At 70.8% G+C, this 13,312-nt stretch carries 14 protein-coding genes; 11 read left to right on the forward strand and 3 right to left on the reverse strand.

All coding sequences use genetic code 11. The features are described from left to right. Positions 1-33 precede the first annotated feature (33 nt). The 5 genes from OG205_RS07385 to OG205_RS07405 all read left to right on the forward strand — a co-directional run bounded on the left by OG205_RS07385 (position 34) and on the right by OG205_RS07405 (position 4,897). Complete coding sequence (locus OG205_RS07385) at positions 34-1,062, forward strand: substrate-binding domain-containing protein (RefSeq protein WP_330275488.1); 1,029 nt, start codon at positions 34-36, stop codon at positions 1,060-1,062. 20 nt (positions 1,063-1,082) lie between these two features. Continuing rightward, positions 1,083-2,243 (forward strand): Gfo/Idh/MocA family protein, encoded by a 1,161-nt coding sequence (locus tag OG205_RS07390; protein ID WP_330275489.1) that lies wholly within the window; start codon positions 1,083-1,085, stop codon positions 2,241-2,243. A 15-nt stretch (positions 2,244-2,258) separates the two neighbouring features. Continuing rightward, the gene (locus tag OG205_RS07395; protein WP_330275490.1) at positions 2,259-3,266 is read left to right on the forward strand and encodes a sugar phosphate isomerase/epimerase family protein; all 1,008 of its coding nucleotides are present in this window, start codon (positions 2,259-2,261) and stop codon (positions 3,264-3,266) included. Positions 3,267-3,308: 42 nt separating this feature from the next. Further along, positions 3,309-4,511 carry an ROK family transcriptional regulator gene (locus OG205_RS07400; protein ID WP_330275491.1) on the forward strand — a complete coding sequence of 401 codons (1,203 nt, stop codon included), beginning with the start codon at positions 3,309-3,311 and terminating at the stop codon, positions 4,509-4,511. Positions 4,512-4,672: 161 nt separating this feature from the next. Further along, positions 4,673-4,897: a helix-turn-helix domain-containing protein gene (locus tag OG205_RS07405; protein WP_330275492.1), complete on the forward strand. Its 225-nt coding sequence runs from the start codon at positions 4,673-4,675 to the stop codon at positions 4,895-4,897. A 48-nt stretch (positions 4,898-4,945) separates the two neighbouring features. Here OG205_RS07405 and OG205_RS07410 read toward each other — a convergent pair whose 3' ends face one another. Further along, positions 4,946-5,683: a D-Ala-D-Ala carboxypeptidase family metallohydrolase gene (locus OG205_RS07410; RefSeq protein WP_330275493.1), complete on the reverse strand. Its 738-nt coding sequence runs from the start codon at positions 5,681-5,683 to the stop codon at positions 4,946-4,948. 204 nt (positions 5,684-5,887) lie between these two features. Between OG205_RS07410 and OG205_RS07415 the strand changes: the two genes are divergently transcribed. From OG205_RS07415 to OG205_RS07430, 4 genes are read left to right on the forward strand one after another with little or no spacing between them, the layout of a single operon-like run. Then, positions 5,888-6,787: an ABC transporter ATP-binding protein gene (locus tag OG205_RS07415; protein ID WP_330275494.1), complete on the forward strand. Its 900-nt coding sequence runs from the start codon at positions 5,888-5,890 to the stop codon at positions 6,785-6,787. Next, positions 6,787-7,515, forward strand: coding sequence for an ABC transporter permease (locus OG205_RS07420; protein WP_330275495.1), 729 nt, complete (start codon positions 6,787-6,789; stop codon positions 7,513-7,515). Before OG205_RS07415 ends, OG205_RS07420 begins: the two co-directional genes overlap by 1 nt. Positions 7,516-7,547: 32 nt before the next feature. Further along, entirely contained in the window at positions 7,548-8,624 is a 1,077-nt protein-coding gene (locus tag OG205_RS07425; protein WP_330275496.1) for a sensor histidine kinase, read from the forward strand. A gap of 13 nt (positions 8,625-8,637) precedes the next feature. Continuing rightward, positions 8,638-9,243 carry a response regulator transcription factor gene (locus OG205_RS07430; RefSeq protein ID WP_330275497.1) on the forward strand — a complete coding sequence of 202 codons (606 nt, stop codon included), beginning with the start codon at positions 8,638-8,640 and terminating at the stop codon, positions 9,241-9,243. A 10-nt stretch (positions 9,244-9,253) separates the two neighbouring features. On the opposite strand, the gene OG205_RS07435 is transcribed toward OG205_RS07430, so the two are convergent. Continuing rightward, on the reverse strand, positions 9,254-9,814 hold the full coding sequence (locus tag OG205_RS07435; RefSeq protein WP_330275498.1) for a TetR/AcrR family transcriptional regulator: 561 nt from the start codon (positions 9,812-9,814) through the stop codon (positions 9,254-9,256). Between the two features lie 106 nt (positions 9,815-9,920). Between OG205_RS07435 and OG205_RS07440 the strand changes: the two genes are divergently transcribed. Further along, positions 9,921-10,349, forward strand: a complete 429-nt coding sequence (locus tag OG205_RS07440) for a DUF6069 family protein (RefSeq protein WP_330275499.1) — start codon at positions 9,921-9,923, stop codon at positions 10,347-10,349. Between the two features lie 3 nt (positions 10,350-10,352). On the opposite strand, the gene OG205_RS07445 is transcribed toward OG205_RS07440, so the two are convergent. Beyond that, positions 10,353-11,165: a hypothetical protein gene (locus OG205_RS07445; RefSeq protein ID WP_330275500.1), complete on the reverse strand. Its 813-nt coding sequence runs from the start codon at positions 11,163-11,165 to the stop codon at positions 10,353-10,355. 164 nt (positions 11,166-11,329) lie between these two features. On the opposite strand from OG205_RS07445, the gene OG205_RS07450 reads away from it, so the two are divergent. Next, positions 11,330-13,309, forward strand: coding sequence for a serine/threonine-protein kinase (locus tag OG205_RS07450; protein WP_330275501.1), 1,980 nt, complete (start codon positions 11,330-11,332; stop codon positions 13,307-13,309). Positions 13,310-13,312 lie beyond the last annotated feature (3 nt).

Genomic DNA, 13,312 nt, shown 5'->3' on the forward strand with positions numbered 1-13,312 from the left:
ACGACCGCCGCCCCCCGAGGAGACCAGAAACCCATGCAGTTCAAGAGAATCACTCTTCTCGCCGCCGCCTCAGCACTCGCGCTCACCGCCTGCACGGGCAACACGCCCGAGCCCCAGGGCGGCGGGAACCAGAGCGGCGGAGTGAAGGTCGCCAACGACGAGCCCGGCAAGAAGGTCGTCATCGGCTTCTCCGCACCGGCCGCCGACCACGGCTGGATGGCCGCGATCACCAACGCCGCCAAGGCAGAGGCGACCAAGTACTCCGATGTGGAGCTGCGCGTCGTCGAGGGCACCAACGACGTCAACCTCCAGATCAGTCAGGTCGAGACGTTCATCAACGACAAGGTGAACGCGATCGTCCTGCTGCCGTTCGACGGCGCGGCGCTCACCCCGGTGGCGCTCAAGGCCATGAAGGCCGGCATCACCGTGATCAACGTCGACCGGCAGTTCGACAGCCCGTTCGCCGCGAGGTCCACGGTGCTGGGCGACAACTACGGCATGGGCGTGTCCGCGGGCACGTACGTCTGCGAACGCCTGAAGGGCAAGGCGGACGCCGTCGTCGCGGAGATCGCCGGCATCGACTCGCTGCCGCTGACCCAGGACCGCAGCAAGGGCTTCGCGGAGGCGCTCGCGGGGTGCGGGCTGAAGGTGAACAACCGCGTGGCGGCCGAGTTCACCGTGGAGAGCGGCGAGCGGGCCGCCGCGAACCTGCTGCAGGCCGCGCCGAAGCTCGACGCCATCTGGAACCACGACGACGACCAGGGCGTCGGCGTCGCGGCCGCGATCAAGAACTCCGGCCGCAGCGAGTTCTTCATGGTCGGCGGCGCGGGATCGGCCAACGTGATGCGGGAGATCAAGGCGGACAACGGCCCGCACAAGGCGACCGTCATCTACCCGTCAACCCAAGGCGCCGACGGCATCCGGCTGGCGCGGCTCGCGGTGCAGAACAAGAGCCTCGGCGACCTGGTCGAGGTGGAGGTTCCCCGGCAGGTCCAGCTGTACGCCCCGGTCGTCACGAAGGACAACGTCGACCGCTACCTGCCGACTGCCTTCGAGTCCTGAGAACACGAGAGGACCGCACGGTGACTGAACTTGGCATCGCGCTGATCGGCCACGCCTTCATGGGAGCGGCGCACTCCCAGGCGTGGCGGGTCGCGCCGCACTTCTTCGACCTGCCGGTGCGGCCGGTGATGTCCGTGCTGGCCGGGCGGGACGCCGACCGCACCAGGGCCGCGGCCGAGCGCCTGGGCTGGGCGGAGGCGACGAGCGACTGGAAGTCCGTGCTGGAGCGCGACGACGTGCACGTGGTGGACATCTGCACACCAGGTGACACGCACGCCGAGATCGCGGTCGCCGCCCTGGACGCGGGCAAGCACGTGCTGTGCGAGAAGCCGATGGCCAACACCGTCGCCGAGGCCGTCGCCATGGCGGAGGCCGCGGAACGGGCGGCGAAGCGCGGCGTGCGCGCCATGGTCGGGTTCAGCTACCGGCGAGTGCCTGCCCTGGGCCTGGCCCGTGATCTGGTCGCCCAGGGCAGGCTAGGACGCATCCACCACGTGCGGGCCCAGTACCTGCAGGACTGGATCGTCGATCCCGCCGCGCCGCTGTCGTGGCGGCTCGACAAGGAGAAGGCCGGTTCGGGCGCGCTGGGCGACATCGGCGCGCACATCGTCGACGCCACCCAGTTCATCCTCGGCGACACCATCAGCGAGGTGATGGGGACGCTGGTGACGTTCGTGCCGGAGCGTCCGCTCGCCTCCACGCACTCCGGTCTGTCCGGTACCGCCGCGACCGGACAGACCGGGCCTGTCACCGTGGACGACGCCGCGCTGTTCCTGGCGCGCTTCGGCAGTGGCGCGCTCGGCTCGTTCGAGGCCACGAGGTTCGCCAACGGCCGCAAGAACGCGCTGCGCATCGAGATCAACGGCTCGGCGGGCAGCCTGGCCTTCGACTTCGAGGACATGAACGTGCTGCAGTTCTTCGACGGCACCGAGGACGCCGCCGTCTCGGGGTTCCGCCGGATCATGGTGACCGAGCCGGAACATCCGTATGTGGCCGCCTGGTGGCCCGCCGGGCACGGCCTGGGCTACGAGCACGCGTTCACCCACCAGGCCGTCGACTTCGTGCGGGCGGTGGCGGAGGGAACCGATCCCGCGCCGTCGTTCGCCGACGGGCTCCAGGTGCAGCGCGTCCTCGCCGCCGTCGAGGACAGCGCGTCGTCCGGTTCGTGGCAACAGGTCTGAGGGAGGATTCCGGAGATGGCACGTCCGATCACGTTGTTCACCGGTCAGTGGGCCGACCTGCCGTTCGAGGAGGTCTGCCGGCTGGCCTCCGGCTGGGGCTACGACGGTCTGGAGATCGCCTGCTGGGGCGACCACCTCGACCCGTGGCGGGCCGCGGAGGACGACGACTACGTCGCGGACCGGCTCGCGATCCTCGCCAAGCACGACCTGAAGGTGTGGGCGATCTCCAACCACCTCACCGGGCAGGCCGTCTGCGACGACCCCATCGACGAGCGGCACCAGGGCATCCTGTCCGCCCGCAACTGGGGTGACGGGGACCCCGAGGGGGTGCGGCAGCGGGCGGCGGAGGAGATGAAGATGACCGCGCGGGCCGCGGCCAGGCTCGGCGTCGACACCGTCGTGGGGTTCACCGGCTCGTCGATCTGGAAGACCGTCGCGATGTTCCCGCCGGCGCCCGCGTCGATGATCGACGCCGGCTACCAGGACTTCGCGGACCGCTGGAACCCGATCCTGGACGTGTTCGACGAGGTCGGTGTCCGGTTCGCGCACGAGGTCCACCCGTCGGAGATCGCCTACGACTACTGGACGTGCGTCCGCACGCTGGAGGCGATCGGGCACCGGCCCGCGTTCGGCCTCAACTGGGACCCGTCGCACTTCGTCTGGCAGGACCTCGACCCGGTCGGGTTCCTGTGGGACTTCCGCGACCGGATCTACCACGTCGACTGCAAGGACGCCCGGCGTCAGGTCGGCAACGGCCGCAACGGCCGGATGGGTTCGCACCTGGCGTGGGGGGACCCGCGGCGTGGCTGGGACTTCGTCTCCACCGGACGCGGTGACGTGCCGTGGGAGCAGTCGTTCAGGATGCTCAACACCATCGGGTACTCCGGCCCGATCAGCGTCGAGTGGGAGGACGCGGGGATGGACCGGCTCGTCGGTGCGCCCGAGGCGCTGGAGTTCATCCGCCGCAACGCCTTCGACCCGCCGTCGGCCTCGTTCGACGCCGCGTTCAGTTCGGGTGGCTGACGGTGGCGCTCGGTCCTGTGTCGCCGATGTGACAATTGTTCGATGGAGAGCACCTTGGGTGTAGAGGCGGGTTCGCCGGCCGCTGTGCTGCGCATGCTGATGGACGGCAGCCCGCGCACCCGAGCGGAGATCGTGGCCGCGACCGGCCTCGCCCGGTCCACGGTGCGCGCCAGGCTGGACCTGCTCGTGGCGGCCGGTCTGGTGAGCGACAGCGGCACGGGGGAGTCCACCGGCGGCCGCCCGGCGGGCCGGTTCGGGTTCAACCCCGGCGCCTGTCACGTGCTGGCGGCCGAGGTGGGCGCCACCCACGCCACCGTCGCCGTCTCCGACCTGGCGTGCCGGTTGCTCGCCGTCGAACAGGTGGAACTCGACGTGGCGGACGGCCCGGAGGCGATCCTGCCTCTCCTCGTCGCCACCTGGCGTTCGTTGCTCAAGACCGGGGACGACGCGCAGATCGCGGGCGTGGGCATCGGCCTGCCGGGGCCGGTCGAGCACTCCACCGGCCGCCCGAACAACCCGCCGATCATGCCGGGCTGGGACGGGTTCGACGTGCCGGCGGCCATCGCGGCGGAGTTCGGTGTGCCGGTGCTGGTCGACAACGAGGTCAACCTGATGGCGCTGGGCGAGCACACCGCGTCGCACCCGGACGTGCGGCACATGATCGTGGTGAAGGCGGCGACCGGCATCGGCGCCGGGCTGATCAGCAACGGTGTGCTGCACCGCGGCGCGGCGGGCGCGGCAGGGGACCTGGGGCACATCCGGGTGCCCCAGGGCGGTGAGGCGTTGTGCCGGTGCGGCAACACGGACTGCCTCGAAGCCGTCGCCGCCGGTCCCGCGCTCGCGGTGAAGCTTCGCGACCTGGGGCATCCCGCGCACTCGACGGCCGACGTGGTGAACCTGGTCCGCTCCGGCAACCTCGAGGCGGGCCGGGTCGTGCGGCAGGCGGGCCGGGACATCGGGGAGGTGCTCGCCGGGTGCGTGAGCATGTTCAACCCGTCGCTCGTGGTCATCGGCGGCCTGCTGGCGGAGGCGGGCGAGATGCTGCTGGCGGGCGTGCGCGAGTCGATCTACCGGCGTTCGCTGCCGCTGGCCACGGAGAACCTGCGGATCGTCGCGTCGGGCGCCGGTGTCACCGCCGGCGCGCTGGGCGCGGCGGCGATGGTGGTCCGGCACGTGCTGTCGCCGGAGGTGCTGGACGCGCGGCTGGACGAGGTTGCCGCCAGTGAGGTGCAACTGGCGGAGTAATGGCGTCGTTCATCCTGAAGATAGGTGCGATTTGACAGCAAAGCGCCGACTTTTGATTGACAGTCGCCAATAGTCCGGCCTACCGTCGCCTCATGACGGTGACCCACGCAACACCGGGGGTGGTCGCACACCCCGTAGGGACGCGCGCGCTCGTGGGGTCCGTGGGGAAGGAACCCACGACGGCGACCCAGCACCTGTTGCGGCTCATGCGGACCGGCGCGACCGACCGGGCGATCGCCCGCGAACTGGACGTCAGCCTCCGCACGCTGAACCGGCGCATCGCGCGCCTGCAGTCGTTGCTGGGCGTGCAGTCGCGTTTTCAGCTCGGCGTGCTCGCCGCCGAACTCGAGTGGCTCGCGGTGCCACCGAGGACGTCGAACGAGTGAGCGACGGCTCCCGTTCGGAAGCCGTCGCTCTGTTTCACGCCACCGGCTCTAGATGCCGCAGGTCGGCGCGGACCAGAAACGGCTGGACTTGTGTGCCACGTGCACGTGGTCGTTGTGGCCGGTGTAGCCCGGGCCGAGGATCTCGTTGAAGCCGTGGTTGCGGGCCTGCTTCGCCAGTGCGCAGAAGCCCTGCGGCCCGGCCCCCAGGTCGACGGCGTCGCCGTAGAGGTGCCGGCTTCCTGTCGCACCGCCGACGGCGTTGTTGCACGACACGCTGCGGAAGCCGCCGTTGACGTCGATCGGCCTGTCTCCCATGGCGTGCCGCATCGCCTGCAGCTTCCACATGGACACCAACGCGTTGGCGCGCGCGGTCGCCGCCGAGACGTTGCCGCCGGACCAGTCGGAGTTGCAGTTGTTCAGCTCGTCGTAGGTGAAGTTGACCGGCGTGCAGTCGTTGTCCTGCAACGCGTAGATCTTCGAGAACGTCGCGGCGCCGGCGATGCCGTCGGCACCGAGACCGTAGGCCTGCTGGAACCGGGTCACGGCCGCCTTCGTGCCGGCCCCGAACTGCCCGTCGATGGCGAGCACGGCGCCGTAGCCGGGATAGCCGGCCACGCGGATCTGCAGCTGCCGGACGTCCTCGCCCGACGCTCCTTGCGACAGCGTGCGTCCCCAGGTGTAGCAGGCGTCGGCGGCCTGCACGGGATCCGCCTCCGCCGCCGCGGCAGGGGTGACGACCACCGCGGAGAGCAGGGCGAGGACCGGTAAGACGAAACGGAGTTTCATGACAAGCGGCACCTTTCGATCACAGGGAAGGTGCAGAGTGTCGAGTCCGCGCCGGGTCTGTCAATGAGCAACCAAATGAACTTCGAGTGTGGCGAGGAGAAACCACCCGAACAGCCGCCACGGTCACGCCCATGACATCTGTCATGGCGAGGTCGTGACGCTTGAGCCCCTCGCCGTCCTGCTCCGGCGCCGAGCATTGGGGGCATGACGGAAACAGCTGTGCGGGCCGGCGCCGCGGTGGCGCTGAGCGGCCTGCGGAAGCGGTTCGGTGAGGTCCGCGCGGTCGACGGGGTCGACCTGGTGATCTCTCCCGGCGAGGTGGTGGCGTTGCTCGGGCCGAACGGGGCCGGCAAGTCGACGACGGTGGACATGCTGCTCGGACTGTCCACTCCGGACGAGGGCGAGATCAGGGTCTTCGGCAAGTCGCCGCGCGACGCCGTGGTGGCGGGGCAGATCTCGGCGATGCTGCAGAGCGGCGCTCTGCTGGACGACGCGACGGTCGCCGAGGCCGTGGGGCTGATCGCGGCGCTGCACCGCAGGCCCATGCCGGTCGCGCGGGCGTTGCAGCAGGCGGGGATCGCGGATCTGGCCGGGCGCAAGTGCACGAAGCTGTCCGGCGGGCAGAAGCAGCGGGTGCGGTTCGCGCTGGCGCTGGTGTGCGAGCCGGACCTGCTGGTGCTCGACGAGCCGACGGTCGCGATGGACGTGGAGACGCGGCGGGCGTTCTGGCAGCAGATGCGCGCGTACACCGACACGGGCCGCACGGTGCTGTTCGCGACGCACTACCTCGACGAGGCCGAGGAGTACGCGGACCGCGTGGTGCTGATGCGCTCGGGCCGGATCGTGGCGGACGGGTCGGTGGCGCAGGTGCGTGCCACGGTGTCCGGCCGCACGTTGCGCGCGGTCGTGCCGGGGGCTGGGGACCTGGACCTGCCCGGCGTGCGGGCGATCGAGCGGCGGGGCGACCAGATCATGTTGACCTGTGCGGATTCCGACGCTGCCGTGCGCGCGCTGCTGGCCCGCTATCCGCAAGCCCACGACATCGAGATCACCGCGCTCGGCCTCGAGGACGCGTTCCTCGCGCTCACGGGGAAGGACAACTGATGAACACGCGTTTCCTGGGCCTGGAACTGCGGCGAGCGGTGCGCAACGGCCGCTACCTGATCTTCACCGTGGTGCTGCCCTCGGTGATGTTCGTGCTCTTCGTGAACCTCTACGGCGGCGGTGAGGGCACGTTCCCGAACGGGTTGCCGGTCACCACGTCGCTGATGATGAACATGGCGTTGTTCGGCGTGATGGCCGGGCCGCTGTCGATCGGCGCGCGGATCGCCGTGGAGCGAGGGCTGGGCTGGCAGCGGCAGTTGCGCCTGACGCCGTTGACCGGTGCGGGTTACCTGACGACCAAGGGCGCGCTGGGCATGTTGGTCGGGCTGCCGGGAATCCTGCTGGTGTGCGTGATCGGCGCGGTCGAGGGCGTGCGGATGGACGCGATGCACTGGCTCGGCGTGCTGGCGACGCTGTGGCTGGGCGCGATCCCGTTCGTGCTGCTGGGCATCGTGATCGGGCTGATCGCGACCCCGGACGGCATGCAGGCCATCACCGGTCTGGCGTCGATGCTGTTCGGTCTGCTGGGCGGGATCTGGATCCCCGCAGACGTGGCGCCCGCCTGGCTGGCGGGGATCATGAAGGTACTGCCGACGTTCTGGGTGAAGCAGCTGACGCAGGCGCCGTTCGTGTCCGGAGTGGACGTCAAGGAGGCGCTGCTGGTGATCGGGCTGTGGGTGGCCGCACTGTCCGTGGTCGCCGCGCGCCGCTACCGCGCGCAGAACTAGTGGTGCGTCTCCACAGCACTAGGTTCATGGTCGTGCGCCGCAGCAACGACAACACCAAGTGGTTCTGGTTCGCCGCCATCTTCGTGCTGCTCTACATCCCGTCCGTGATCTACGACGTCGTGATCAGCGACCGGGGCGTGGCGGCGCGGGTCGTGCTGGTGCTGCTGCTGGTGGCCTACGCGGTCGGCTGGATGCTGGCGCCGCGGTGGTTCTGGAGCAGCGGCAGCGAGAACTTCAACACGCTGCTGGGCGTGGGGCTGACGGTGCTCGGGCTGGTGGCCGTGTACTGGCTGGGGATGGCGTACGCGGGGCTGATGGTCTACATCATGTCGTCGGTCGCGGTGGTGCTGAAGCCGTGGCGGGCGATCCTGATCGACGGCACGGTGCTGCTCGCGCTGGCGGGGACGATGTTCCTCGAACGGGACCTGGGCATCGACGGCGGCCAGCTCGGCACGTTGCTGTCGATCTCGCTGGGGATGCTCGCGGTCGGCAGGATGATCCGGGCGAACATGGCTTTGTCCGCGGCACAGGAGGAGATCGCCGCGATGGCGCGCACCGAGGAACGCAGCCGCCTGGCCCGCGACCTGCACGACGTTCTGGGGCACAGCCTGACCACGATCACCCTGAAGGCGGGGGTGGCGCGGCGGCTGCTGGAGAGCTCGTCGGCCGACCGGGCGCTGGAGGAGATCCGCGAGGTCGAGCACCTGACCCGGCAGGCGCTCAGCGACGTCCGCACGACCGTGTCGGGTTATCGGGAGGTGTCGCTCGCGGCCGAGATGGTGGGCGCGCGGGCGGCGTTGCGCGCGGCCGAGATCGAGGCGGACCTGCCGCACGCCGTGGACAACGTGCGACCCGAACTGCAGGGGGTGTTCGGGTACGTGTTGCGCGAGGCGATCACCAACGTCCTGCGCCACGCCGCCGCGACCCGGTGCTCGGTGCGCCTCGGCGACACCTGGCTCGAGGTGTGGGACAACGGACGCGGCACCGGGGTGGGCACCCCGGGAAGCGGGCTGAAGGGCCTGGCGGAACGGCTCGCGCCGCACCGCGGCACCGTGCTCGCGGGGCCGTTGGACGACGGTGGCTACCGGCTGCGCGCCGAAGTCGCGTGACAGGGGAGACGGTGTGATCAAGGTGCTGCTGGCCGACGACCAGGCGCTGGTGCGGGGCGCGTTCGCCGCGATGCTGGGTTTGGAGCCCGACATCGAGGTCGTCGCCCAGGTCAGCGCCGGCGACGAGGTCGTGGCCGCCGCCCGCCGCACCACGCCCGACGTCGCGTTGCTCGACGTGCAGATGCCGGGCCAGGACGGCCTCAGCGCCGCCGCGGACCTGCGCAGGGCCCTGCCGAGCTGCCGGGTGATCGTCTGCACGACGTTCGGCCGCCCCGGCTACCTCGCGCGGGCGATGGCGGCGGGCGCGGCGGGATTCGTGGTCAAGGACGCCTCCCCGGAACAGCTGGTCGACGCGGTCCGCCGGGTGCACGCCGGTTTGCGCGTGGTGGATCCCGCTCTCGCGGCCGAGTCGCTCGCCACGGGACACAGTCCTTTGACCGAGCGCGAGCGCGACGTGCTCGCCGTTGCCCGGGACGGTGGCACGGTGGCGGACCTGGCGAAGGCGCTGCACCTGTCCGAAGGCACCGTGCGCAACCACCTGAGCGCGGCGATCGGCAAGACCGGGGCCCGCACGCGGGCGGAAGCCGTCAAGGTGGCCGAGGACAGCGGCTGGCTCTAGTGGTGCGTTGTCACGGCCTGTGCCCGTCGAGGAACCGGCGCACCACGGCCTCGGGATCGGCGGGCGCCTGGGTGGCGCGCTGGTCCACCCGCCGGGCGATGGCCCGCATCATCACCGGCCCGACCAGTGCGAAGAACGTGTGCCGTGGCGGCTCCACGACGAGAGAGCCGCGCCGTTGGTGGTGCAGGATGACCGCGTCCACCCGCTCCAGCAGCTTCTCCGGTTCGGCGAGCACCGCCGCCACCTCCGGGTTGAACTTCGCTTCCCTCATCAGGGTGAGCACCACGCCGCCGCGCGTTTCGTAGAGCCGCGAGTAGTAGCCCACGATCGTGAGCAGGTCGGCGGTCACGTCGTCGCCCGGTGCGTCGAGGTCGAGCGCGAACCCCGCGAAGCTGGCGCGGACGGCCTGGCGCAACAGGTTCTGCTTGGACGTGAACCTGCGGAACAGCGTCGCCTCGTTGATCCCGGCGGCGTCGGCGATCCCGCGGGTGGTCGCCCGTTCGTACCCCTGCTCGGCGATCACCGCCAAGGCCGCGGCGAACACCGTCTCGTCGGTGACCCTGCCAGCCACTCACCCTCCTCGATCGATGCAAGTGGACACTTGCATAAGCGTGACCGGATGGCTACCTTGATTGCAAGTGACTGCTTGCAATTCAGCCTACCGAAGGACACGGCACATGGCCGACACCAGCCTCCCCGCTCGCTCCTCAGTGCTCGCGCCCAGCGTCGGAGAGGTCGTCGTCGGCCTTCTCGGCGCCGCGGTGATCTCGGTCGTGGTCAACGCGCTGGTCGCCCTGGTCGCGGGCAAGTTCGTCCCCGCAGGCGCGGAACGCATGGGCCTGGCCTTCGCGGAGTACGCGCCCGCCACGGTGCTCGGCATCGCGCTGGGCACGCTCGGCTGGTACCTCGTGCGCCGCTTCGCCGGCAACCCGCGCCGCGTCCTGCGGGTGCTGGTTCCCGTCGTCGTCGTGCTCTCGTGGATCCCGGACCTGGGCATTCTCGCGGGCGGCGCCACCGTGGTGAACTCGCTCGCGCTGATCCTGATGCACACCGTCGTCGCCGCGGCCACGGTGCCCGTGCTGTTGCGGGTCATGCCGCTCAAGTGAGGATCAGCCGGTGACCCGTTTGGCGCCGGCCCGGTGCAGCCAGCTGTCGAACAGGTCCCGGTAGTGCCCCGCGCGGGGTGAGCGGTCGTCGGCGCCGATCCGGTCGTAGAACTCGAACGGCCGGATGCGCCCGTTCTCCGTCCACTGCAGGTAGGACAGGAACACCGTGCCGTCGCCGAAGCGGAAGCCGTGCACGACGGGCACACACGCGTAGGCCCGGAGTTCCACGCTGATCCGGTGCCGGGCCAGGTAGTCGGCCTCCTCGGCGAGGAACGACCGGATGCGGTCCTGGCTGCGCCGCGCCTCACCGGCCCACTCGGCGGGGAACTCGCCGGACCGTGCGACGAAGTCCGGGTCCAGGCAGTGCAGCGTGACCTTCCAGCCGTGCGGCTGAGCCTGCGAGGTCAGCCACGTCGCCAGCGCGGGCCAGGTCGTGTTCAACGTCAGCCCCAGCACCTCGACCTGCCGCGCCCGCCGTCCGGCCCCGGTCTGTGCCGTGGCCGACAGCACGTCGGTGATGGAGTGCGTGACGTCCCGCTGTTCGCGTTCGGTCACGAGGGCCTTCAGTGCCCGGACGTCCCTGCCGTGCTGGTAGATCGCGATGGTGACGATCTCCAGCATCACCGCGACCAGCGCGACGAGTCCCTGCAGGTCGAGCTTGCCGACGTAGCGCTCCAGCACGATCCGGGTCGGCTCGATGGTGATCAGGATCAGGTAGACACCCGTCAGCAGCGCCAGCGAGGTGGTGACCACCTCCCACCCCCGCCGGACCCGGGCCGAGACCCCGCCGCCGGCCCGTCGCTTCTTGATCGCCACCGCCGAACCCTCACCCACCCCCGCCGCCGGGCACAACGTCCGAACGGATGACCGCGTCCTGCACGAACCAGCCGCCTCGCGCGTTTGTAGGCTGCTGCCTGCGGAACCCGCGGCGGTCGGCGCGCGTCGACTCGAACGGACAAGACGCTCGGGACACGAGGACGATGACGGAAGAGACGTTCGGGCCGTACCGGATCGAGCAGTTGCTCGGTCGCGGCGGTATGGGCGAGGTGCACCGCGCGTACGACACGGCGCACGACCGGTTCGTGGCGCTCAAAAGGCTGTCACCCGGCTACCACGACGACGAGGACTACCGCGCCCGCTTCCGCCGCGAGGCGCGGATCGTCGCTCGGCTGCGCGAACCGCACGTCATCCCCATCCACGCCTACGGCGAGATCGACGACCGCCTCTACCTGGACATGCGGCTGGTCGAGGGCTCCGACCTGTCCGACCTGATCCGCGAGCAGACCCTCGACCCCGTGCGGGCCGTGCGCATCGTCGACCAGGTGGCGAGTGCCCTCGACGCCGCACACGCCGACGGCCTCGTGCACCGCGACGTGAAGCCGTCGAACATCCTCGTGACCTCGAGCGATTTCGTGTACCTGGTGGACTTCGGCATCGCCCGCAGCGTCTCGCCGTCCGCGACGGGCCTGACGGCGTCCGGCTCGGTCGTCGGCACCCTCGACTACATGGCCCCGGAACGCTTCGAGAGCGGCCTGGTGGACGGCCGCGCCGACATCTACGCCCTGGCCTGCGTCCTGTTCGCCTGCCTGGCGGGCCGCCGCCCGTTCACCGCGGACGGCACCGCCGCCCAGATCTGGGCGCACCTGAACGAGGCGCCGCCCAAGGCATCCCCGCTGAACCCGGCGGTCCCGGCGGCACTGGACGACGTGATCGCGAAGGGCATGGCCAAGAACCCGGCCGACCGCTACGCCACGGCGGGAGCGTTCGCCCAGGCGGCGGCCCAGGCCCTGACCGCCCCGGCGACTCCGCCTGCCGGCCTGGCCACTCCCGGGATCCTGCTCGGCGGGCAGCCGGGCTTCGCCACCCCGGGGACCCCGTCTGCGGGACACCCAGGCCCAGCCGCTTCCGGCACGCCGCCGGTGGGCCAGGCCGGATTCGCTGCTCCAGGGACCCCACCCGGTGGGCAGCCTGGCCTCGGCAACCCCGGTACTCCGCCTGCGGGGCAGTTCGCCGCCAACACCGGGACCCCACCTGGTGGGCAGCCGGGCCTGGGCAACCCCGGTACTCCGCCTGCTGGGCAGTCCGCGCTCGCCAACCCCGGGACCCCGCCCGCGGGGCACCCAGGCCTGCCACGGCCCGTCGCGACGGGCCCGCAGCCACCGTTCCCTCGTCCGGCCGCACCCGGACCCCAGTCCGGACCCCTGACGCCGCCTCCCTTCCAGCACACCGCGACCGGCCCCCAGCCCGTCGCCGCACAGCCGTACCCGCCGACCCGTGCACGGACCGGCGCCGTGTCACCGGCCAAGCGCGCCGCTCTCGCCGTCGGCGCGCTAGCGGTCGTGGTGGGGATCGTCGTGACGTCGCTGATCGTCGCGAACAAGGACAAGATCCTCGGCACGGGCACGACGTCCAGCAGCACCCCGAGCAGCACTCAGTCCAGCACGCCCACCACCACCACCACCACGCCGACCAAGACCCGAACGCCACAGGACAACGCGCTGCTGGACGCCCTGCCGGCGATCTACCGGACCGTCACCACCACGTGCGCGCCCACCGCTCCGGACACAGGCACGGTCGCCACCGTTCGCTGCGGCGGCGTGAAGTCCGACGACCCCTACGCCCCGCCGCCCGCGGAGGCCGAGTTCCGGCTGTTCGCCGACCGCGCCAAGCAGGACGGGTTCTTCCAGGCGGTGGTGACGAGCCGGGGCATCCCGCGGATGGACGAGCGCGGCGGGTGCCGTCCCAAGTCGGACCCCATCCACTACGCGCTCTTCTACCGGGACACCTCCGGGCCGCTGGAAGGCGAGTTCACCACGTGCTTCCTCGCCGACGGCAACGCCCAGGTCTGGTGGGTCGACACCAGGAACCTCACCATCGGCACGCTGAAGAAGCCGGGCGACGTCGACACCCTCGACAAGCTCGACCTGTGGTGGAACCACAACGTCCTGTCGCAGTTCTAGGAC

The sequence above is a fragment of the Lentzea sp. NBC_00516 genome (assembly GCF_036346835.1).
Lineage (GTDB): Bacteria > Actinomycetota > Actinomycetes > Mycobacteriales > Pseudonocardiaceae > Lentzea > Lentzea sokolovensis.

Bases quoted from the DNA above. Each gene is read 5' to 3' on its own strand.
- OG205_RS07385 (WP_330275488.1), top strand. From the start codon at position 34: ATGCAGTTCAAGAGAATCACTCTTCTCGCCGCCGCCTCAGCACTCGCG.
- OG205_RS07395 (WP_330275490.1), top strand. From the start codon at position 2,259: ATGGCACGTCCGATCACGTTGTTCACCGGTCAGTGGGCCGACCTGCCG.
- OG205_RS07400 (WP_330275491.1), top strand. From the start codon at position 3,309: ATGGAGAGCACCTTGGGTGTAGAGGCGGGTTCGCCGGCCGCTGTGCTG.
- OG205_RS07410 (WP_330275493.1), bottom strand. From the start codon at position 5,683: ATGAAACTCCGTTTCGTCTTACCGGTCCTCGCCCTGCTCTCCGCGGTG.
- OG205_RS07415 (WP_330275494.1), top strand. From the start codon at position 5,888: ATGACGGAAACAGCTGTGCGGGCCGGCGCCGCGGTGGCGCTGAGCGGC.
- OG205_RS07420 (WP_330275495.1), top strand. From the start codon at position 6,787: ATGAACACGCGTTTCCTGGGCCTGGAACTGCGGCGAGCGGTGCGCAAC.
- OG205_RS07440 (WP_330275499.1), top strand. From the start codon at position 9,921: ATGGCCGACACCAGCCTCCCCGCTCGCTCCTCAGTGCTCGCGCCCAGC.
- OG205_RS07450 (WP_330275501.1), top strand. From the start codon at position 11,330: ATGACGGAAGAGACGTTCGGGCCGTACCGGATCGAGCAGTTGCTCGGT.